At 65.4% G+C, this 21757-nt stretch carries 20 protein-coding genes; 12 read left to right on the top strand and 8 right to left on the bottom strand.

All coding sequences use genetic code 11. The annotated features are described in order from the left end of the window. The first annotated feature begins 232 nt into the window (after positions 1–232). The 3 genes from ACFOOL_RS00980 to ACFOOL_RS00970 all read left to right on the top strand — a co-directional run bounded on the left by ACFOOL_RS00980 (position 233) and on the right by ACFOOL_RS00970 (position 2221). Positions 233–1078, top strand: coding sequence for a hypothetical protein (locus ACFOOL_RS00980; protein ID WP_380094058.1), 846 nt, complete (start codon positions 233–235; stop codon positions 1076–1078). Beyond that, complete coding sequence (locus ACFOOL_RS00975; RefSeq protein WP_380094057.1) at positions 1068–1988, top strand: EamA family transporter; 921 nt, start codon at positions 1068–1070, stop codon at positions 1986–1988. Before ACFOOL_RS00980 ends, ACFOOL_RS00975 begins: the two co-directional genes overlap by 11 nt. A gap of 92 nt (positions 1989–2080) precedes the next feature. Next, positions 2081–2221 (top strand): hypothetical protein, encoded by a 141-nt coding sequence (locus ACFOOL_RS00970; protein ID WP_380094056.1) that lies wholly within the window; start codon positions 2081–2083, stop codon positions 2219–2221. Between the two features lie 3 nt (positions 2222–2224). Here ACFOOL_RS00970 and ACFOOL_RS00965 read toward each other — a convergent pair whose 3' ends face one another. The 3 genes from ACFOOL_RS00965 to ACFOOL_RS00955 all read right to left on the bottom strand — a co-directional run bounded on the left by ACFOOL_RS00965 (position 2225) and on the right by ACFOOL_RS00955 (position 3626). Then, positions 2225–2635: a DUF6766 family protein gene (locus tag ACFOOL_RS00965; protein WP_380094055.1), complete on the bottom strand. Its 411-nt coding sequence runs from the start codon at positions 2633–2635 to the stop codon at positions 2225–2227. Between the two features lie 83 nt (positions 2636–2718). Then, positions 2719–2931, bottom strand: coding sequence for a hypothetical protein (locus tag ACFOOL_RS00960; protein ID WP_380094054.1), 213 nt, complete (start codon positions 2929–2931; stop codon positions 2719–2721). A 50-nt stretch (positions 2932–2981) separates the two neighbouring features. After that, complete coding sequence (locus ACFOOL_RS00955; RefSeq protein ID WP_380094052.1) at positions 2982–3626, bottom strand: LysE family translocator; 645 nt, start codon at positions 3624–3626, stop codon at positions 2982–2984. Between the two features lie 151 nt (positions 3627–3777). On the opposite strand from ACFOOL_RS00955, the gene ACFOOL_RS00950 reads away from it, so the two are divergent. Then, a complete protein-coding gene (locus ACFOOL_RS00950) occupies positions 3778–5355 on the top strand; it encodes an ABC-F family ATP-binding cassette domain-containing protein (protein ID WP_380094050.1) in 1578 nt (525 codons plus the stop codon). Between the two features lie 127 nt (positions 5356–5482). Here the strand turns inward: ACFOOL_RS00950 and ACFOOL_RS00945 are convergent, their stop codons facing one another. Then, positions 5483–6424 (bottom strand): nucleoside hydrolase, encoded by a 942-nt coding sequence (locus tag ACFOOL_RS00945; protein ID WP_380094049.1) that lies wholly within the window; start codon positions 6422–6424, stop codon positions 5483–5485. 142 nt (positions 6425–6566) lie between these two features. Between ACFOOL_RS00945 and ACFOOL_RS00940 the strand changes: the two genes are divergently transcribed. The 7 genes from ACFOOL_RS00940 (at position 6567) to glgX (ending at position 19065) form a co-directional block, all read left to right on the top strand. Beyond that, positions 6567–7817 carry an AI-2E family transporter gene (locus tag ACFOOL_RS00940; RefSeq protein ID WP_380094047.1) on the top strand — a complete coding sequence of 417 codons (1251 nt, stop codon included), beginning with the start codon at positions 6567–6569 and terminating at the stop codon, positions 7815–7817. 115 nt (positions 7818–7932) lie between these two features. Then, entirely contained in the window at positions 7933–10404 is a 2472-nt protein-coding gene (locus tag ACFOOL_RS00935; RefSeq protein ID WP_380094046.1) for a glycogen/starch/alpha-glucan phosphorylase, read from the top strand. After that, positions 10370–12631, top strand: a complete 2262-nt coding sequence (gene glgB / locus ACFOOL_RS00930; protein ID WP_380094044.1) for a 1,4-alpha-glucan branching protein GlgB — start codon at positions 10370–10372, stop codon at positions 12629–12631. The genes ACFOOL_RS00935 and glgB overlap by 35 nt, the downstream gene beginning before the upstream one ends. A 58-nt stretch (positions 12632–12689) precedes the next feature. Continuing rightward, on the top strand, positions 12690–13961 hold the full coding sequence (glgC, locus tag ACFOOL_RS00925) for a glucose-1-phosphate adenylyltransferase (RefSeq protein ID WP_380094042.1): 1272 nt from the start codon (positions 12690–12692) through the stop codon (positions 13959–13961). Then, positions 13961–15421, top strand: a complete 1461-nt coding sequence (gene glgA, locus ACFOOL_RS00920) for a glycogen synthase GlgA (protein ID WP_380095885.1) — start codon at positions 13961–13963, stop codon at positions 15419–15421. The genes glgC and glgA overlap by 1 nt, the downstream gene beginning before the upstream one ends. Then, a complete protein-coding gene (locus ACFOOL_RS00915) occupies positions 15402–17036 on the top strand; it encodes an alpha-D-glucose phosphate-specific phosphoglucomutase (RefSeq protein WP_380094040.1) in 1635 nt (544 codons plus the stop codon). Before glgA ends, ACFOOL_RS00915 begins: the two co-directional genes overlap by 20 nt. A gap of 13 nt (positions 17037–17049) precedes the next feature. Next, a complete protein-coding gene (gene glgX, locus ACFOOL_RS00910; RefSeq protein ID WP_380094039.1) occupies positions 17050–19065 on the top strand; it encodes a glycogen debranching protein GlgX in 2016 nt (671 codons plus the stop codon). On the opposite strand, the gene ACFOOL_RS00905 is transcribed toward glgX, so the two are convergent. The 4 genes from ACFOOL_RS00905 to ACFOOL_RS00890 all read right to left on the bottom strand — a co-directional run bounded on the left by ACFOOL_RS00905 (position 19062) and on the right by ACFOOL_RS00890 (position 21164). Then, positions 19062–19490 carry a DUF3995 domain-containing protein gene (locus ACFOOL_RS00905; RefSeq protein WP_380094038.1) on the bottom strand — a complete coding sequence of 143 codons (429 nt, stop codon included), beginning with the start codon at positions 19488–19490 and terminating at the stop codon, positions 19062–19064. The genes glgX and ACFOOL_RS00905 overlap by 4 nt on opposite strands. Positions 19491–19570: 80 nt before the next feature. Then, the gene (locus ACFOOL_RS00900) at positions 19571–20182 is read right to left on the bottom strand and encodes a hypothetical protein (protein WP_380094036.1); all 612 of its coding nucleotides are present in this window, start codon (positions 20180–20182) and stop codon (positions 19571–19573) included. 37 nt (positions 20183–20219) lie between these two features. Next, positions 20220–20639, bottom strand: coding sequence for an MliC family protein (locus ACFOOL_RS00895; protein ID WP_380094034.1), 420 nt, complete (start codon positions 20637–20639; stop codon positions 20220–20222). A gap of 120 nt (positions 20640–20759) precedes the next feature. Further along, positions 20760–21164 (bottom strand): hypothetical protein, encoded by a 405-nt coding sequence (locus ACFOOL_RS00890; protein WP_380094032.1) that lies wholly within the window; start codon positions 21162–21164, stop codon positions 20760–20762. Positions 21165–21393: 229 nt separating this feature from the next. On the opposite strand from ACFOOL_RS00890, the gene ACFOOL_RS00885 reads away from it, so the two are divergent. Continuing rightward, complete coding sequence (locus ACFOOL_RS00885; RefSeq protein ID WP_380094030.1) at positions 21394–21744, top strand: hypothetical protein; 351 nt, start codon at positions 21394–21396, stop codon at positions 21742–21744. Positions 21745–21757 lie beyond the last annotated feature (13 nt).

The following is a 21757-nucleotide window of genomic DNA, read 5'->3' as shown; positions in this document are numbered from 1 at the left end:
GCGGGATCAAGAAGGGCGACGGGGGCCCGGCAAGCGAGTTTGCGTGGTACCGGAGGGGGCGTGCATGGCCTGCCGGGCGCTCGGCGATGCCGGAGCAAAGCCTCGCCCGCAGGGAAGGATAATGTTTGGCGGTCATCCGCAAAAAACTGTCGAGCCTCATGCCCTCTGCATGGATATCCTTGACGCGGTTGGAAAATATTTGCTTCTAATTGCGCGGGCCGGGGGGAAGATCATGACCATTGCAGACGTGGCGGAGACCGACGGCAACCGGCTGCCGGAATACGAATCCCAGCCGCGGCCCTTCAAGCGGCTGATGTGGCTCAGCCTCGCGGCCTGCGCGGCGATCATCCTGGCCATCGAATATCTCGATCTCGATGCCAAGGTCGCCCTGATCACCCGGCAGGACGAGGCCTCGGCGATCGGCTTCCTGCTGAACAGTGCGCTGTTCGTGTGTTTCTGGCTGGTCTACTTCTCGTCCGGCTGGTCCGAAACGCTGCGGTGCCAGACCTTGCGCACCCTGCTCAAGAGCCACTCGAACATGTGGGCGCAGGAGGGCAAGCCCGAGCAGGTCAGCTATTTCCGGGAGAAAGCGCGTTCGACCATGACGTCGCAGGCGATCTTCATCGCCATTACCGTCTTCATCATGAACGCGCTGGCCCGCGACCCGCTGATCGTCACTCCCGCCGACGCGCTGGCGCTGGACCGGCTGATCGCGTTTTCCTCGCTCAGCGCCGCCGCGGTGGCCTTCACCCTGCTGCTGGTGTCCACGGATGCGGCGGAAACCATGTTCAACACCTTCAAGGTGCGCGAATATGTGGCCGTCTCGTCGCTGTACCTGACTTCGGCCAGGCTCAAATATTACGGTTTCGTCCTGTGCTTCGTCGCCATCTCGCTGTTCACCTACACGATGTATGCGATGGTGGCGTCGCTGACCATCGTGGTGCTCACCCTGTGCGGCTATCCATACTGGTTCAACGACATTTCCGCCGATCAGCGATACAAGCATGAAAAAACGCTCTATCGAATTTTCGTGCTGCTGGCCAACATGACGGTTTTTGCCCTCGCCTATGTCAACTGACCTTCTCCCGGCGCTGATGGCCGGCCTGCTCTGGGCGATTTCCGCTCCGGTGATCAATCTGGGCCTGGCCAAAGTCCGCAAGGCGCAGATCGACCGCCCGGCCTTGCTGTTCTTCGGCCTGACCACCGCGCTGGTGTGCGGGTTTTTCGGCATCTGGATCGCCAGCGGCTTCGCCTCGCCCATCGGTGAGCTGGGCTGGTACGTGGTGTTGGGGGGCGTTTTCACCTTCCCCATCGGCACCGGGCTTTATTACCTCGCCAGCGCTGCCTATGAAAACCGCGCCGCCGTGGCCTCGCAATATGCCAATGTCAAACCTGTCCTCTCCATCGGCGCGGGCGTGGTTCTGTTCGGAGAAATCCTTGCGGGCAGGGACTACGCGGTCGTGGCTCTGATCGTGAGCGGGGTGGCGCTCATGCTCATCGCCGCGGTCAGGCGGGAGGTGCATGTCGTGCCCGTCCTGCTGGGCCTGGCCCTGGCCTTTGCCTGGAGCGCGGGGGAAGTGTTCATCCGGCTGGCGGCAGATGGGGCGAGCAATATGCAGCTGACCCTGGGCGCCCTGTTCAGCGCCCTGCTGATCACCCTGCCTGCCGCCGGTCTGCTGGCGCTCCGGCGGCGCGCCGCCGGCCATCGCATCGGCCCGGTGCCGGCTTCGGCGATGGCGCCCTTTGCGGTGCATGGCCTGTTGAGCTTTGCGGGTGCCTATTACTTCTTCTTCCAGTCGATCGGCAATATCGGCCTGTCGAAAACCATCATGGTGACGGTGTGGTGGCCGGCACTGGCGCTGGTCTTCGATATCGGGCGGCGGATGGTGGAGCGGCGGCCGCTCGGCCTTTCCTGGCCGACCTCGCTGGGGCTGGCATTCTTCCTTGCCGCCGGGATCGTGCATGTGTGGGCCCCGCAGGCCCTTTAGCATCGCATCACCATGCGCGCGCCCTGCCGCCGCGGACGCAACCATAAGTATGGTCGTGCTTTCCATCCTTGTGCAGATGAAGAGGCGGTCTCATGAAAACCCTGACCGAAAAACACCGGGCGCCGGACGCAGCCGAGGGCAGGGCGCTGCTCGGACCCGGCGTCTATGTGCCGCTGGTGCTGGTTGTGCTGCTTGCCCTGCTGCTGCTGTTCCTCGAGCTCGGCCCGCTCTGACCGCTACGAGAAGCGGCGCTCGTAACCCGGGTCGGTGTGCCGGCCGGCATAGGCTTCATCGACGTTCCTGATGATGCGATCCGCTTCCTCGGGGTTCACCTGGCGCAGCAATTCGTCGAGCTTGGCCTCGACGCGGTCGTCGCCTTCCTTCGATTGGGGCGAGCCCAGATAGAACAGATAGGCCAGCCCGCCGACCTGCCAGAGGAGCTGCAGGAACTCCGACTGCCAGTTCTCGAAAGTATCCCGCGCCATTTGCATGACGTAGCTGTTCACCTCGATGGGCTGGGCGTGGGCGGCCTGTTCCTCGACAAAGGCGGCCCAGCCGAAAATCCAGTGACCGGCCAGCGAAAAGAGAAAAAACGCCAGGGTCACCCAGGCAAAGCTGTATCTCTTCCAGATCGACGCGTTCTGCACTTATGCCTCCTTTGCGCATTGGAGGCTGAATGGCGGCGCGGTGCTTGCGTTCCATCACTTCACGCCGCATCGAAGCGGGCGGATCAGGCGGTTTTGTTGAGGCGGGTCATGGCCATGCGGGAGACGAGGTCGCCCTGGGCGGCGGCATGGTTGATCTGGATGCTGGCGAAACCATTGGCCAGCGCCGCAGTCTTGGCCTGGGTCTCGGCCGCCTGGGCGCGCCGCTCGCGCAGATATTGCAGCCGTTCATAGGCGCCGAGCTGATGCATGTTCCAGCGGTTGATCTTGGACGACATGGCCATGCATCGAGCCTGCCCGGCCAGGGTGAACAGGAGGTTAACGCCGCTCAGTGCTGAAAGGCGACGAGGCCGGCGGCGCTGGCCATCATGACGCCGGCGGTCTTGTTGAGCCGGCCCAGGGCTTTTTCGCTGCGGAACATCTCGCGCGCCGCGCCCGCCAGCCAGGCATAGCCGCAACCGATGATCAGCAGCACCACGATGACGATGGCGGTCAGCTCGGCGAAGGCCAGCGGGGTCATCTGCCCCAGCGGCACCACGGTGGGCAGGATGGCCAGGTAGAACACGATGGTCTTGGGATTGCCCATGGTCAGCGAGAAGCCGGCCAGGAAGGTCCTCCAGCCATCTTCGTTCCTGGGCTTCATCTGTTCCGAGCCGGGGCGGGCGGTCCAGAATTTCCAGGCGATATAGAGCAGATAGGCGGCGCCGCCCCAGCGCACGATGACGAAGACGGGGCCGAACCAGGTGGCGATGGCGGCAAGGCCGAACACCGCGAAGACGAAATAGACCAGATCGCCCACCAGAATGCCCAGCACCATGGGCAGGGCGCCGCGAAAGCCGCCGCCCAGCGCCCGCGCCACCACGGCGGCCACGCCCGGCCCCGGGACCAGCACGGCGATGGCATAGGCGATGGTGAAGGCAGTGAGAGTGAACAGGTCCATGGCGAGGGTCCGGCGGGAAAACGCGCGCGACATTATCCCCTCGCAAGATGATTTGCCAGCGCGAGCTTGACCCCGGCCGCCAGGAGTTTATCTAGGAAACATCGCAACCCGACCGGACGGTTCTTAATGGATCGCACCCTCAACGCAATGCCGACCTGCCTTGCCCCTGGGGACTTCTCGATCCATGCCATCCGTCACGATTTCACAGCTTTCCTATACCGGCCCTGACGGCCGCCCGCTTTTCTCCGATCTCGATCTCAGTTTCGGCGCCGAACGCACTGGCCTTGTCGGCCGCAACGGCGTGGGCAAGACGACGCTGCTGCGCCTGACAGCCGGGGAACTGAACCCTTCTTCCGGCGCCATCGGCGTTTCGGGGCGGGTCGGCGTGCTGCGCCAGCAGGTGCAACCTGGCCCGGACGAGACCATAGCCGACCTTTTCGGTGTCCGCGCCGGGCTCGACCTGCTGGCCCGGGCCATGGCCGGCGCGGCCGACATGGACGAATTGGCCGAGGCCGACTGGACGCTCGAGGCGCGGCTGGAGGCGGCACTGGACCAGTTGGCGCTGTCGCTCATCCCGCAGACGAGGCTGTCCACCCTCTCGGGCGGGCAGCGGACGCGGGCGGCGCTGGCCGCCTTGGTGTTTGCGGCGCCGGACCTGATCTTGCTCGACGAGCCGACCAATAATCTCGACACGGAGGGACGGGCGGCGGTAACGGCGATGCTGGCCGGCTGGCGGGGCGCGGCCATCGTCGTCAGCCATGACCGGGCGCTGCTCGAAACCATGGACGCCATCGTCGAGCTGACCGGGCTGGGTGCCACCACCTATGGCGGCAATTGGAGCTTTTATCGCGAGCGCAAGGCGCTCGAGCTGGCCGCGGCGCACCACGATCTCGACGTCGCCGAGCGGCAGGTGAAGGAGGCGGCGCGGGCGGCGCAACAGGCGCGCGAGCGGCAGGCCCGGCGCGATGCCGGCGGACGGCGCAAGGGTGCAAGGGGCGATCTGCCCAAAATCGTGATCGGCGGGCTGAAGCGGCAGGCCGAGGCGACCGCCGGCGGGCTCGACCGGCTGGCGGAAAAACAGCAGGATGCCGCCGCCGGGCAGGCGCAGGCGGCGCGGGCGCGCCTGGAGGTTCTGGCCCCCTTTGCGGTGCGCCTGGCGCCGAGCGGAGTGCCGGCGGGCAAGGCGGTGCTGCGCGCCCGCGACCTCAGCGGCGGTTATGACCGGGACGACCCGGCGATCTCGAATTTCTCCCTCGATCTCATCGGGCCGGAACGGGTGGCGATCACCGGGCCGAACGGGGCGGGCAAGACCACCCTGCTCAAGCTGCTGACGGGCGCTCTCGAGCCGTTTTCGGGCCATGTGCAGCGGGGCGGGCCGATGGCCCTGCTCGACCAGCAGGTGGCGCTGCTGGAGCGGGAGCGGAGCATTCTCGAGAATTTTCGCCGCCTCAATCCCGGCAGTTCGGAGAACGATTGCCGCGCGGTGCTGGCCGCCTTCATGTTCCGCAACACGGCGGCCCTGCAAGTCGTGGAAACGCTGAGCGGCGGCGAAATGCTGCGCGCCGGCCTCGCCTGCGTCCTCGGGGGCGGGGTGCCGCCCGCGCTGCTGGTGCTGGACGAGCCCACCAACCACCTCGATATCGACGCCATCGAGGTGGTGGAGGCCGGGCTGCGGGCTTTCGACGGCGCCCTGCTGGTGGTCAGCCACGACCGGGCGTTTCTGGAGAATATCGGCGTGACGCGCGAAGTGCGGCTGGGGTGACTTACCTCTCCCTTGAGGGAGAGGTCGACGCGCAGCGGCGGGTGAGGGGGCCTTCCAGCGAAATGGAGAGGCCCCCTCACCCGGTTTGCTTAGCAATCTTACCTACCCCAAGGGAGAGGTAAGATTGCTACGGCAACAGCGCCAGTCTTTCGGTCAGCAGCGCGTAAAACCCTTCGGCGTCGGCGGAGCGCAGGAAGGTGGCGTTGCGGGGACGGTCGGTGACGTGCCAGTAGTCCGCCACGGTCATGCCCAGGGTGAGTTCGCTTGCCGTCTCGATCTCGACATTGCAGAGGCGGCCTTCGAACAGCTCGGGCCGCAGCAGATAGGCGATGACCGTGGGGTCGTGCAGCGGCGCGCCCTCCCAGCCATATTTCTTGAGATCGAAGCTTTCCGAGAAGGTGAGCATGGCGTGGACGGCCGCGCCGGTGCGGTTGCCCAGCGCCCGGATGGCGTCGAGCCGCGCCGGCGTGGACTGCACCATATGGGTGACGTCGAGCGGCAGCATGGTGATCGGCGCGCCGCAGCGCAGGACGATGTCGGCGGCTTCGGGATCGACATAGATGTTGAATTCGGCCGCCGGGGTGATGTTGCCGACCTCGAAATAGGCGCCGCCCATCATCACGATCTCCTGGATGCGTCCGGCGATGCGCGGCTCCTTGACCAGCGCCATGGCGATATTGGTCAGGGGACCGAGGGTGCACAGGGTGATCGTTCCCGGCTCGGCCTGCATCAGCGTCTCGACGATGTAGTCGACGCCGTGCCGGGGCTGGAGCGGAATGGCCGGATCGGGCAGGTCGGGGCCGTTGAGGCCGGTATCCCCATGCACGTGCTCGGCGGTGACCAATTGCCGGCGCAGGGGGCGGGCGCAGCCGGCGTAAACCGGGATATCGGTGCGGCCGGACAGTTCCACCACCTTGCGGGCATTGTCGGCATTGTGATGCAGGCCGACATTGCCGGCCACGGCGACGATGCCGAGCACGTCGATTTCCGCGGGCGAAGCGAGGGCGAGCAGGATGGCGACGGCATCGTCCTGGCCGGGGTCGGTGTCGATGATGATCTTGCGGGACATGAGGACTTTCTGGCGACTCGTGACGGAAGCGGGACGAGCTTAGCCAAGCGGCGCGGCGCGGTCGACAGGGCCGGCCCCGCCACGGAACGAAAGGGCCGGAAGCATCGTTTTCGGCTTAACGCGGGGGCACAGGAAATCCAGGATGCGTCAGAGTCATTTCAGGCCCGGCGAGCCCGGCGAAAGCCAGTTCGAGCGGGTGCTCGACACCAGCGCCCGGCTGGCCGTGGTGGGGATCGGGTTCGCCGTGCTGCTGACGATCCTGCAAGCCGGGCAGGTGTTCCTCGCGCCGGTGACGCTGGCGGTCGTCGTGGGGCTGATGTTCGGCCCGGTGGCGGATCGGGTCGAGGGCTGGGGCGTGCCGCCGGCCCTGTCGGCGGCCATCGTGGTGCTGCTCCTGCTCGCGGTCATCGCCGGGTTCACCGCGCTGTTCGCCGTGCCGCTCAGCGAGTGGGTGGCGCGGGCGCCCATGCTCTGGGACAAGTTGCAGACGCAATTGGCCAGCCTCAAGGAACCGCTGCAATCGATCAGCGATTTCCAGGCGCAACTGGGCGCGGCGCTGGGTACGGATGGCGCGATGGCAGTGACGGTGGAGGATGGCGGCACCGTGACCGGCGTGGCCATGCTGGCGCCGGCGGTGCTGGCGCAGATCGCCATCTTCCTTGCCAGCCTCTATTTCTTCGTCGCCACGCGCGACCATATCCGCATGTCGGTGCTGTCCATGTGCGTCACGCGGCGCATGCGCTGGCGCACGGCGCATATCTTCCGCGATGTCGAGTTCAAGGTCAGCCGCTTTCTCCTGACCGTGACGATGATCAATCTGTGCGTGGGCACGGCGGTGTCGCTGGCCATGTGGGCCATCGGCATGCCCTCGCCGCTATTGTGGGGCGCCATGGCGGCGGTGCTCAACTACATTCCCTATGTGGGGCAGGCGATCATGATCGCCGTGCTGCTGGCGGTGGGGCTGGGCACGCAGACCGGCCTCGTCGAGATCCTGCTGCCGGTGGCGTGCTATGCGGGGATCAATTTTCTCGAAGGGCAATTGTTCACCCCCCATTTCATCGGGCGGTCGCTGACGCTCAACCCGTTCGTCATCTTCCTGTCCATCACCTTCTGGATCTGGGCCTGGGGGCCGGTGGGCGGACTGGTGGCCGTGCCGACGCTGCTGATCGCCCAGTCGGTCATCACCCACGCCCTGCCCAGCAAGCCGGTCAGGCCGCGCCGGCCGGTGCGCCGCACCGCCAGGATGACCGCGCGCGACGAGCTTCTGGCCAATGCCGCCCAGGCCATCCGCGAGCAGCGCCAGGAGGAAAAGGCGGGGGAGGGCAAGCCCGCGGAGAAATTGGAGCCGCCCCAGGGCACCGGTCCCACCGGGGTGGAGCCCGCCGCCCGCTAGCACGGTCCGGAAGGGGCGCGGAGCGCCGGAATATGAGGGGCTTTTCCCTCCTCGGATTAAGTGCAAGACTGCTCGTCTTCTGAGGGGAATGTCGTCATGAACACTGGATTGCGAAATGCGGCAAAAGCCGATCGTTTACGATGCCCCTACGCCGGAGCCCCGTTCGACCAATGTTGAGGCCCTCCAGGCGGAGATCCTCGAGAACCTGATCTATTCGGTCGGCAAGGACCCCATCGTCGCCCGGCCGCACGACTGGTTGCGGGCGACCATATTGACGGTGCGTGACCGCATCATGGACCGCTGGATGGAGAGTTCGCGCGAAACCTGGCGGACCTCGAACAAGCGCGTCTACTATCTCAGCCTCGAATTCCTGATCGGTCGGCTCATGCGCGACGCCATGAGCAATGTGGGGCTGATGGAGCCGGTGGCCGAGGCGCTCAGGAACCTCAATGTCGATCTGGGCGATCTGATCAATCTCGAACCGGATGCGGCGCTGGGCAATGGGGGCCTGGGGCGGCTGGCGGCGTGTTTCCTCGAATCCATGTCCACCGTGAAGATCCCGGCCTATGGCTATGGCATCCGCTATGCCCATGGCCTGTTCCGGCAGGAGATGAGCGAAGGCTGGCAGGTGGAGCTGCCCGAGGACTGGCTGGCGCACGGCAATCCCTGGGAGTTCGAGCGCCGCGAAAGCGCCTATGAGGTGGGATTCGGCGGCCATGTCGATCCGGTGACCGATCCGGACGGCGCGGTACGCCAGGAATGGCGGCCCAACGAGCATCTGCTGGCCGTGGCCTTCGACACGCCCATCGTGGGGTGGCGCGGCGCGCGGGTCAACACGCTGCGCCTGTGGAGCGCCCAGCCCATCGACCCGATCCTGCTCGACAAGTTCAATTCCGGCGATCATATCGGCGCGCTGGAGGAAAGCGCCAGGGCCGAGGCCATCACCCGGGTGCTCTATCCCGCCGATTCGACGGCGGCGGGACAGGAATTGCGCCTGCGGCAGGAGTTCTTCTTTTCCTCCGCCTCGCTGCAGGACATCGTGCGGCGGCATTTGCAGCAATATGGCGAGCTGGGCTCGCTGCCCGACAAGGTCGCCATCCAGCTCAACGACACGCATCCGGCCATTTCGGTGGCCGAGCTCATGCGCATCCTGGTCGACGATAACGGCATCGCCTGGGCCGAGGCCTGGACGCTGACCAAGGGCACGTTCGGCTATACCAACCACACCCTGCTACCCGAGGCGCTGGAAAGCTGGCCGGTGGCGCTGCTGGAACGGCTGCTGCCGCGCCATATGCAGATCATCTACCAGATCAATGCCGATATCCTGGCCGAAGCCCGCACGCGGGCCAAGTTCACCGATCAGCAGATCGCCTCGGTGTCGCTGATCGACGAGAATGGCGGGCGGCGCGTGCGCATGGGGCAACTGGCCTTTGTCGGCTCGCACTCCATCAACGGCGTTTCGGCGCTGCATACCGAACTGATGAAGCAGACGGTCTTTGCCGACCTGCACCGGCTCTATCCCGAGCGCATCAACAACAAGACCAATGGCATCACCCCGCGCCGCTGGCTGATGCAGTGCAATCCGGGCCTCACCCGGCTGGTCGGGGAAAGGATCGGCCCGGAATTCCTCGACAATATCGACAAGCTGAAGCTGCTGGTGCCCCATGCCGAGGACCCGGGCTTCCAGAACCAGTTCGCCGCCGTGAAGCTGGAGAACAAGCGGCGCCTCGCCCGGCTGATCAAGGACCGGATAAACGTCACGGTCTCGCCCGACGCGCTGTTCGACGTGCAGATCAAGCGCATCCACGAATATAAACGGCAATTGCTCAACATCATCCACGCCGTGGCGCTCTATGACGAAATCCGCACCCGCCCGGACCGGGACTGGGTGCCGCGCGTCAAGATCTTCGCCGGCAAGGCGGCGCCCAGCTACTGGAACGCCAAGCTGATCATCAAGCTGATCAACGACGTGGCGCGGGTGGTCAACAACGACCCGGCCGTGCGCGGCCTGCTCAAGGTGGTGTTCCTGCCCAACTACAATGTGAGCCTGGCCGAGGTGATCGTGCCGGCCGCCGATCTTTCCGAGCAGATCTCGACGGCCGGCATGGAGGCCTCGGGCACGGGCAATATGAAATTCATGGGCAATGGCGCCGTCACCATCGGCACGATGGACGGCGCCAATGTGGAAATGCACCGCGAGGTGGGGGCGGACAATATCGTCATTTTCGGGCTCAACGCCGAGGAGGTGGAGGAGAAGCGCAGAAGCGGGGAGCCGCCGCGCGCCGTGATCGACAAGTCGCCGCGCCTGCGCGAGGTGCTGGAGACCATCGCCTCGGGCGTGTTCTCGCCGGACGATCCGCATCGCTATCGGGACCTTATCGGCGGGCTCTACGATCACGACTGGTTCATGGTGGCGCGGGATTTCGACGCCTATGCGGCGGCGCAGGCGCGGGTCGAGGGCATCTGGCGCGACCGGGCGCATTGGAACGCCATGGCGATCTGCAACACCGCCAATGTCGGCTTCTTCTCGTCGGATCGTACAATCAGGCAATATGCTGCCGATATCTGGGGCGTGCCGACCGCGTGACGGTCGGGATAGGGGTAGGGGGAATGAGGGCGTGAGCGTATCCGGAACAGGCTGGCAGGCCGACAAAAGGGAAATCGATGCCATCGTGGCCGGGCGCCACCGCGATGCCTTCGCCTTTCTCGGGCTGCATCAGGTGGCTGGCCATTGGGTGCTGCGCGCCTTCGTGCCCCATGCCGAGACGCTGGACGCCTTTGGGCTGGACGGGACGGCGCTGGGCCGGATGACGCTGCGCCATCCGGCCGGGTTTTTCGAGGCCCGGGTCGAGATCGCCGGCCGCCAGCCGATCCGCTATCGCGCCGGCAATGCGGGCGGGGAATGGGACGTGTTCGACCCCTATTCCTTCGGACCGGTGCTGGGGCCGATGGACGACTATTATATCGGCGAGGGCAGCCATTTGCGGCTGTTCGACAAGCTGGGTGCCCATGAAATGGAGTTCGAGGGCATTCACGGCACCCATTTCGCCGTCTGGGCGCCCAATGCGCAGCGGGTTTCGGTGGTAGGGCCGTGGAACGACTGGGATGGGCGACGCCATCCCATGCGCAACCGCAACGGTATCTGGGAGGTGTTCATCCCGGTGCTGGGCACCGGCACCATCTACAAATACGAGATCGTCGCGCCCGATGGCGTGGTGCTGCCGCTCAAGGCCGATCCCTTTGCCCGGCAGGCCGAAATGCGGCCAGCCACCGCCTCGATCGTGCCCGATCCGACCCCTTTTGCCTGGACCGACCAGCGCTATATGGAAGAACGGGCCGGCCATGACTGGCGGCGCACGCCCATGTCCATCTACGAGGTGCATCTGGGCTCGTGGCGGCGCCGGCCCGATGGCAGCTTCATGAGCTATGACCAGCTTGCAGAGCAGCTCGTGCCCTATGCGGCCGACATGGGCTATACCCATCTCGAATTCCTGCCCGTTTCCGAGCATCCCTTCGATCCGAGCTGGGGCTATCAGCCCACGGGCCTTTATGCGCCCACTGCGCGCTTCGGCGATCCGGCGGGGTTCGCCCGGCTGGTCGACGCGGCGCATGAGGCGGGGCTGGGGGTGATCCTGGATTGGGTGCCGGCGCATTTCCCCACCGACGAATTCGGCCTCAGCCATTTCGACGGCACCGCGCTTTACGAGCATGAGGACCCGCGCCAGGGCTTCCATCCCGACTGGAACACGTCGATCTACAATTTCGGGCGCAAGGAGGTGTCGGCCTATCTCACCAATAATGCGCTCTACTGGTTCGACAAGTTCCACATCGACGGGCTGCGCGTCGATGCCGTGGCCTCGATGCTCTATCTCGATTATTCCCGCCAGCCGGGCGAATGGGTGCCCAACAAGCATGGCGGCAATCAGAATCTGGAGGCGGTCGCCTTCCTCCAGCGGGTCAATGCCGAGGTCTACCGGCAGTTTCCCGGCGCCTTCATGATCGCCGAGGAATCGACGTCGTGGCCGGGGGTGAGCGCGCCCATCTATGCCGGCGGGCTGGGCTTCGGGTTCAAGTGGAACATGGGCTTCATGAACGACACGCTGCGCTTCATGAGCCGTAACCCGATCCACCGGCGCTTCCACCACAACGACATGACCTTCGGCATGATGTACGCGTTCAGCGAGAACTTCGTGCTGCCGCTCAGCCATGACGAAGTGGTGCACGGCAAGGGGTCGCTGCTCAACAAGATGCCCGGCGACGACTGGCAGCAATTCGCCAATCTGCGCGCCTATCTCGCCTATATGTGGGGCTATCCGGGCAAGAAGCTGCTGTTCATGGGCCAGGAGTTCGCGCAGCGCGAGGAGTGGTCCGAAAGCAAGGCGCTCGACTGGTGGCTGCTGGATTCGCCCAGCCACGAGGGGATGCGGCGGCTGGTGGCCGATCTCAATGCCGCCTATCGCAGCCTGCCGGCGCTGCATGAGCGCGATTGCGAGCCCGAGGGGTTCGAATGGGTGATCGCCAATGATCACGCCAATTCGGTTCTCGCCTGGCTGCGCAAGGCGCCGGGCGCCGATCCGGTGCTGGTCATCGCCAATTTCACGCCGATGCCGCGCAGCGGCTACAAGGTGCCCATGCCGCGGGCGGGGCGCTGGCTGGAGCGCATCAATACCGATGCCGGCTGGTATGCCGGCGGCAATACCGGCAATCAGGGGGGCGTCGAAGCCTATGCCGTCGAGGGGCGGCACTGGCCGGCGGAGGCGGAGATCTATCTGCCGCCGCTGGCCACCCTGTTCCTCAAATTCGAGCCGGCATGAGCCGGCCCGGGAACGATACGATCCGGGACAGAGCCGGGCGCAAGTGGAGGGTAGTAGAATGGCAGATTATCGGATTCCGTCGCCGCTGGCACGTGAAGCGATGGCCTATGTGCTGGCCGGAGGGCGCGGCACCAGGCTGATGGAGCTGACCGACCGGCGCGCCAAGCCGGCGGTCTATTTCGGGGGCAAGTCGCGCATCATCGATTTCGCGCTCAGCAATGCGATCAATTCGGGCATCCGCCGGATTTCGGTGGCGACGCAATACCAGGCCCACAGCCTCATCCGCCATCTGTCGCGGGGCTGGAACTTCCTCCGGCAGGAACGGAACGAGAGTTTCGACGTGCTGCCCGCCAGCCAGCGGGTCTCGGAAACCCAGTGGTACGAGGGCACCGCCGACGCCGTCTATCAGAACATGGACATCATCGAGGATTACGGCGCCCGCTATATCGTCATCCTGGCGGGCGACCATATCTACAAGATGGACTACGAGATCATGCTGCGCCAGCACGTGGACACGGGCGCGGACGTGACCATCGGGTGCCTGGAAGTGCCGCGCATGGAGGCCACCGGCTTCGGCGTCATGCATGTGGACGGGCGCGACCGGGTGGTGGGGTTCGTGGAAAAGCCCAAGGACCCGCCCGGCATTCCAGACCGGCCGGATACGGCGCTGGCCTCCATGGGCATCTATGTGTTCGAGACCCGGTTCCTGATGGAACAGCTCAAGCGCGATGCGGCCACCGAAGGCTCGAGCCGCGATTTCGGCAAGGACATCATTCCCTATATCGTCAAGAACGGCACGGCCTGGGCGCACCGCTTCACCCGTTCCTGCGTACGCTCGAGCAATGAGAAAGTGGCCTATTGGCGCGATGTGGGGACGGTCGACGCCTATTGGAAAGCCAATATCGACCTTACCGACATCACTCCGCAGCTCGACCTGTACGATCGCGACTGGCCGATCTGGACCTATGCGGAAATCACCCCGCCGGCCAAGTTCGTGCACGATTTCGACGGACGGCGCGGCTCGGCGGTCAATTCGCTGGTCTCGGGCGACTGCATCGTCTCGGGCGGGCATTTGCAGCGTACGCTGCTTTCGACCGGCTCGAGGGTGCACTCCTATTCGACGCTGGATGAGGCGGTGGTGCTGCCCTATTGCGACATCGGGCGCAATGCGCGGCTGAGGAAGGTGATCATCGATCGCGGCGTCTCCATCCCCGAGGGGCTGGTGGTGGGCGACGATCCCGAATTCGACGCCAAATGGTTCCGTCGCACCGAGGAGGGGGTGACGCTGATCACCCAGAACATGGTCAACAAATATCTGGCGGACCGATGATCGAGGTTCTTTCGGTCACTTCGGAAATCTATCCGCTGGTCAAGACCGGCGGGCTGGCCGACGTCGCGGGCGCGCTGCCCGCGGCGCTGGCCGGGACCGGGGTGACGATGCGCACGCTGGTGCCCGGCTATCCGGCGGTGATCGACAGGATGACCAATGGCCGCGAGGTGGCGCGGTTCGACGACCTGTTCGGGGTCGTGGGACGGCTGCTGGCCGGGCGGGTGGACGGGCTCGACCTCATCATGCTCGACGCCCCGGCGCTCTATGACCGTCCCGGCAATCCCTATATGGGGCCGGAAGGCTGGGACTGGCCGGACAATTGGCGGCGCTTCGCGGCCCTGTCCTGGGCCGCCTCCGAACTGGGGCTGGGGCTCGTGGAAGGCTATCGCCCGCATCTCATCCATGCCCATGACTGGCAGGCCGGCCTCGTGCCCGCCTATGTGAAATATGGGCCCTCATCGACGCTGAAGACGGTGATGACCGTCCACAACATGGCCTTCCAGGGCGTGTTCGGCGCCGAGATCTTCGGGCAATTGCGCCTGCCCGCCCATGCCTTCTCCATGGAGGGCGTCGAATATTACGGCGGGGTGGGCTATCTCAAGGCAGGCGTCGAATGCGCCGATGTGGTGACCACGGTGTCGCCCACTTATGCCGCCGAAATCCGTACCGCCGAATTCGGCATGGGGCTCGAAGGATTGCTCGGCAACCGCTCCGCGACGGTGCTCGGGGTGCTCAACGGTATCGACATGGACGCCTGGAACCCGGCGACCGACACGGCCCTCGCCCGCCCCTACACCGCCGGCACCATCCAGCACCGGCTGGTCAACAAGCGGGCGGTGCAGGAGGCGTTCGGGCTCGAGGTGCGGGACGGACCGCTCTTTGCCGTGGTGAGCCGCCTCACCTGGCAGAAGGGCATCGACCTGCTCGTGGCCAATATCGACCTGCTGGTGGCCTCGGGCGGGCAATTGGCCGTGCTCGGCTCGGGCGATGCGGAACTGGAGAATGCCGTACGCGGCGCGGCCATGCGCCATCCCGGCAGGGTGGGGCTGGTCACCGGCTATGACGAGAAGCTGAGCCATCTGGTGCAGGGCGGGGCGGACGTGATGGTGGTGCCCTCGCGGTTCGAGCCGTGCGGGCTGACCCAGATGTATGCGCTGCGCTATGGTTGCGTGCCGCTGGTGAGCCGGGTGGGCGGGCTCAACGATACGGTGATCGACGCCAATGTCGCGGCGATCCAGGCCGACGTGGCCACGGGCGTGCAATTCGCGCCGCCCACGGAAGGGGCGCTGGCCGACGCCATCATGAGGGTGTTGACGCTCTATGCCGACCAGAAATCGTGGAAGAAGATGCAGCGGCGCGGCATGAAGTCGGACGTGAGCTGGCAAGCCAGCGCCGCCCGTTATGCCCAGCTCTATGCCTCGTTGATCGGGTATTCGACAGATGACAGTGAAGACGATTAAGACCACTCCCTATTCCGACCAGAAGCCCGGCACCTCGGGCCTGCGCAAGCGGGTTTCCGTCTTCCGGCAGCCGAACTATGTCGAGAACTTCATCCAGTCGATATTCGACAGCCTCGAAGGCGTCGAGGGACGGACGCTGGTGATCGGCGGCGACGGGCGCTTCTACAACGACGTGGCCATCCAGAAGGCCATCCGCATCGCCGCCGCCAACGGGTTCGGCCGGGCGCTGGTGGGCAGGGGAGGATTGCTCTCGACGCCGGCAGCCAGCCATCTCATCCGCCACAATCGCGCCCTGGGCGGGCTGGTGCTCTCGGCCAGCCACAATCCGGGCGGGCCGGAGGGCGATTTCGGTATCAAGTACAATGTGGGCAATGGCGGGCCGGCGCCCGAAAAGATCACCGAGGCGGTCTTTGCGCGCTCGCAGGCGATCGACAGCTACAAGACGCTGGACACGCCCGATATCGATCTGCACAGCCTGGGTGCGCAACAGGTCGGCGCCATGGTGGTGGAGGTGGTCGATCCGGTCGCCGATTACGCCGCGCTGATGCAGACCCTGTTCGATTTCGATGCCATCAGGGGGCTCTTCGCCTCGGGCTTCCGCATGACCTTCGACGCCATGCATGCGGTGACCGGCCCCTATGCCCATGCCATTTTCGAGGACCTGCTGGGGGCGCCCAGGGGCACGGTGGTCAATGGCGTGCCCTCGCCGACCTTCAATGACGGCCATCCCGACCCGAACCTGGTCTATTGCAAGGAAATGCACGACCTGCTGATGACCCCGGAGGGGCCTGATTTCGGCGCCGCCTCGGATGGCGACGGGGACCGCAACCTCATCATCGGCCGGAACCGTTTCGTCACCCCCTCGGATTCGCTGGCCATCCTGGCGGCCAATGCGCATCTGGCCCCCGGCTACAAGGACGGTATCGCCGGCATCGCCCGCTCCATGCCGACCAGCGCGGCGGCCGACCGGGTGGCCGAAAAGCTCGGTGTCGAGCTGCACGAAACGCCCACCGGCTGGAAGTTCTTCGGCAATCTGCTCGATGCGGGCCGCGTGACCATATGCGGGGAGGAGAGCGCCGGCACCGGCTCGAACCATGTGCGCGAGAAGGACGGGCTGTGGGCGGTCCTGCTCTGGCTCAACATCCTGGCGGTGCGCCGGCAGGGGGTCGACGAGATCGTGCGCGACCATTGGCGGACCTATGGCCGCAACTATTATACGCGCCACGATTATGAAGAGGTGGAAACGGAGGTGGCGAACCGGCTGGTCGAGGACCTGCGCGCCCGGCTGCCGGCCTTGCCCGGCAGTGTTTTCGAGGACGACATGCAGGTCGCCTATGCCGACGATTTCGCCTATCACGATCCGGTGGACGGCTCGTCGAGCGCAAGACAGGGCATCAGGATCGGCTTTGTCGACGGGTCGCGGATCGTTCTGCGGCTGTCCGGAACCGGCACGGTCGGCGCTACTTTGCGGCTCTATCTCGAACGCTACGAAGCGGCGGACGGGCGGCACGATCTCGACACCCAGCTCGCCCTCGGGTCGCTGGTGGAGATTGCCGAGACCCTGGCCGGCATTCGCGCCCGCACCGGCCGCGATGCGCCCAGCGTGATTACCTAGGAGGGGTTGGACAATGGAGCCGGAACTGGTGCCAGGAGGCGGCCGGACCGATATTCTGGGGGCGACGGCCTCGCGGGAAGGCGTCAATTTCGCCGTCTATTCCGAAAGCGCGTCGGCCATCTGGGTGTGCCTGTTCAGCGAGCAGGACCAGGAGATCGGGCGCTTCGAGCTGGACGTGCACGAGGACAATATCCATGCCGGGCTGATCCGGAACGTCGCGCCCGGCGCCCGCTATGGCCTGCGCGCCGACGGACCCTATGACCCCGACCAGGGCTATTTCTTCGATCCCAACAAGCTGCTGGTGGACCCCTATGCGCGGTTCCTCGACCGGGTCTTCGTGCGCTCGCCGCGGCTGCGGCTGGCGCGGGAGGACGCGGTGGACACCGCGCCCCTGGTGCCCAAGGCCATCGTTCTGGGGTCGGCCAACGAGCCGGCCCGGCCGCGCAAGAAGGCGCCAAGCCTGTTCTATGAGCTCAATGTGCGCGGCTTCACCATGCGTCATCCGAGCGTGCAGGGGCCGTTGCGCGGCACCATCGCGGCGCTGACGACGCGGCGCGTGATCGATCATTTCAAATATCTGGGCGCCGACACCCTCCAGTTGATGCCGACCGCCGCCTGGATCGACGAGGGCCATCTGCCGGCGCTCGGGCTCACCAATGCCTGGGGCTACAACCCGATCACCTATTTCGCGCTCGATCCGCGCCTGGCCCCCCGCGGTCCGCAGGAATTGCGGGTGATGACCGACACCTATCGCAAGGCCGGCATCTCGGTGATCCTCGACGTCGTCTACAACCATACCGGCGAGGGCGATTCCCAGGGGCCGATCCTGTCCATGATGGGGCTCGATCCGCACACCTATTACCGCTTCGTCGAGGCCGACGGAAAACAGCATCTGGTCAACGATACCGGCACCGGCAATACGCTGCGCTGCGACCATCCGGCGGTGCAGCGGCTGGTGATCGAGAGCCTGCGCTATTATGTCGAGGAATTGGGCGTTTCCGGCTTCCGCTTCGATCTCGCCACCGTTCTCGGGCGCGAGCCGGGCTTCAACCCCGATGCCCAGATGCTGAAAAAGATCAAGGCCGATCCGGTGCTCTCCAAGGCGATCCTGGTGGCCGAGCCCTGGGATCCGGGGCCGGGCGGCTATGCCCTGGGGCAGTTCGGCAATGAATTTTACGAGCACAACGACACCTATCGCGACGAGATAAGGGCCTTCTGGCGCGGCGATGAGGGCAAGATCGGCGCGCTGGCGGGAAAGGTCGCGGGATCGGCGGAGATTTTCGATTTCCACGGCCGCAAGCCGAGTGCCGGGGTCAATATGCTGGCCGTGCATGACGGGTTCACCCTGCGCGACCTGGTGAGCTATCACGACAAGCACAACGAGGCGAACGGCGAGGGCAATCGCGACGGGCACAACCACAATTCCTCGTGGAATTGCGGCGTCGAGGGCGAGACCGACGATCCGGCGATCAATGCGGCGCGCAAGCGCGACGTGCGGGCGCTGCTGGCCACTTTGTTCCTGTCGCGCGGCATGCCGCTGATCCAGCAGGGCGACGAGATGTACCGGACGCAGATGGGCAACAACAATGCCTATGCACAGGACAACGAGATCACCTGGGTGGACTGGGAAAGTGCCGATGGGGCGCTGGTCGATTTCGTCGCCGCCGTCCATGGCTTCCGCAAGGCCCATCCGGCCCTGACCCACGACCATTTCATGAGCGGGCAGGAGCGCAACGGCGTCCGCGACGTGGTGTGGCTGCATCCGGACGGGCGCGAGATGGACGATGCCGACTGGACCGAGTCCGGCGCCTCGGTGCTGGGCATGTGGCTGCGGCACAAGGAGGACGAGGTTCTGGTCTGGTTCAACCGCCGGGTCGAGCCGGTGGTCGCGCATCTGCCCGAGGGGGATTGGGCGGTCGGCATCCAGTCGGACGACACCGCCGAAATCACCTTCACCGAAGGCACCGGGACCCTGCCGCCGCGCTCCGTCGTGGCGCTGGTGCGGCCGGGCGAGGCGGAACCGGGCTAGAACCGCAGAGAGATGAGCACGAGAAAACCCAGCGCCAGCAGCAGGCAGAGCGGGGAATAGACGCGTCTGTCGTTGAGGCGGAAATTCGGCTCCGGGGTGAGCTTTTTCCACCAGGCCGTATAGCCCAGGACGCCGCGAACCAGGAAAACGGCGGCGAGCGCGAGGCCGGCGAGGCTGAGCGCGGTGCCGCCGCTGTCATGATCGGCCAGCGCCAGGGCGAGCACGCCGGCGGCAAGCGCCCCAACCGCCATGGCCAGCAGGAACAGGCGTGGCGGCATGCGCTCTACATCCCGGAAGCCCACCACGGTGCGGGCCAGCAGCTTTTCGTCGCGGATCGGCCAGGTGCGCCCCAGCGCCCAGAGGAAATGCGCGATCGAGACCGCGAACAGGGCGATGAACATGAGGGACGAGACGAACATGCTCATGGCCGGAAAATCCTCGTGGACGGCGTTTCACCCATGCCCTGCGCCATAGTTCAAGGAAATATGTTCGTCCAGCCCGCCGTTCATCCGGCGGCCGTGTTGAAGAACTGGCCGATGAGATAGAACTGATAGACGATGTGGATGCTCACTATGGCCAGATGCACCCGCCGGTCGCTCGAGCGCCAGGCGATGACGCAGAGCACCATGCCGACCGGGACCTGCATGAAATAGCCCAGGTTGAAGCGCTCCAGATAGATGCCGCCCTTGATCAGCGTATCGATGGTGTCGAGCACGAAAGTGGCCGCGAGCAGGCCGAAGAACCAGTTCCGGCGCTTGAGGAAGAAGTCCTCGTAGCCGTCATAGTCGCCGACATTGTCGGGGGAGAGCAGCGCCGCCATCATGAACAGGGTGATGGCGTAGAAGATGATGAACAGCGCGATGCCGAAGGTCCAGTATTGCAGGCGGAACAGCGCGAATTCCCACCACCAGAACAGTACCAGTTCGAGCAGCATCGAACCCACCCAGAGCAGGTGGACCACCGAGCGCCGGCCCCGGTTGGGGTGTTGGACGATGCTCGCCACCGTCATCAGCAGGCGGGTGATGCCCAGGCCGACCACCGTGCCCATGACGATGCGGATATGGGGGAAGAGTTCGGCGGGGCTCGATGCATCCATGGCGATCCTTGGCGCATCCATTGCCGATGCGTCGTCGAGAAACGGGGCGTCAGGCGGTCTAGGGCGTGTTGCTGGCGGCGAGGCAGGTGGCGAGCGGGGGCGCGTCCTCCTCCTGCATCAGGTCGCGCAGCGTGGCCTCGTCGCCCTTGGACCACCATTCGAAGGGGCCGGCGACATAGCGGGCCCCGGAGGCGGAGAGGGTGGTGACGAAGACATGATGGACGCCGTCCACGGGCAGGATGGCGAGGAAGTTCGGCGCCGCGTTCACGTAGTGGACGGCTAGCGCCTGTTCGTCGTCGCACTGATAGATGACCGACTTGCGCTCGATATCGCTGCTGCTTTCAAGCGTCAGGGTCAGGGCTGACGAGACCGTCGCCGGCGCCGTCGGGGCGGCTGCCGCCTCGTCCTGGGCCAGGGCGGGCGGGGCCGCGAGCAGCGCGGCGGCAAGGAGGGCGGGCAGGCATCTCGTCAGGGTCATGGCAATTCCTCCGGTGACTGAAACGGCGCGTCGAAGCGCACCGCGCCAGTCCTGCCCACAATCGTGTCGATTGCGAGGTCTGGCAAGGGATTATGAGAGGAGTTTTGCCGGGGCACCGTCTCAGTTCCGCGCCGGCCGGCCCTGGCGATAGATGGCGACGGCGCGGTCGATGATTTCGTCCAGCAGCTTCTCGCCCTGGGCCAGTTGGGCGTCGCCGCGCTGGGTGGCCGCCACCAGCGACACGCCGAGCACCTGGATGGCGTAGGCGTGCTTTCTGTGGCCCTGGCGGTGATAATCGTTGCCGCGGGTCATGAAGGAGGACAGCAGCGCGTCATAGGCGGCGGGCGACATGGCGCGCTTGGCGGCCGACCAGTTCGTCTGCTCCAGCGAATCGGCGAGGTCGGATGCGAGGCTGCCGATGAGGCCCATCGCTTCGGGATCCTCGATGCCATCCTGTTGCAGGTCGGTCATCACGCTGATGAAGCGCTGCTTGAAGGCGGCTTCCTTGGTGGGGGGAGTGGTCATGCTGCAGCCCTCGAAACTGGCGAAGCGCCGTTAAAGCAGCTTTGGGTGCGGGGCGCCATGCCTCCGGGGTGAAAATGACCGCCTTTGCCCGCAAGGGCCCATGCGGTCCGGCATCCGGCGGCGATCACAATTTCCGGCTCTCCGGGAAATCCGTGCAACGGAGCGACCGGTTGATCGTTGTAGTCTCGAGCAAGCGCTCTTCCCCAAGCAATTTCAAGAGGTTATTAAAATGCGCATTCAATCTGCCATTTCCGTCATTGCTCTTGTTTCCGGCCTGATCGCCGGCCCGGCCTTCGCTCAGTCCCTCACCATTGGCGGCGAAGTGGTCGCCGATGCCGATGTGGCCGCGGTGCAGGCGCGGTGCGACGAACTCAAGCTGGCCTCGGAAGGTTCGATCTCCGAAAGCACGGAGCAGGCGACCGATGAAGTCACCGACGAGGACGGCGCCGTGGTCGAAGAGAACGACGGTGCCAGCAGCGACGAGCCGGAGGTCAACGGCATGGACCAGGCCCTGGCGACGATCGATCTGGAAACCATCACCCTGGCCGATTGCGAGGCCGGTGGCTGGATCACCCAATAAGGACCCTGTCCTT

This window comes from Devosia honganensis, assembly GCF_042648785.1.
Taxonomy (GTDB): domain Bacteria; phylum Pseudomonadota; class Alphaproteobacteria; order Rhizobiales; family Devosiaceae; genus Devosia; species Devosia honganensis.
Note: the sequence above shows the minus strand (reverse complement) of the source record. Positions and strands in the feature narration are given on the sequence as shown.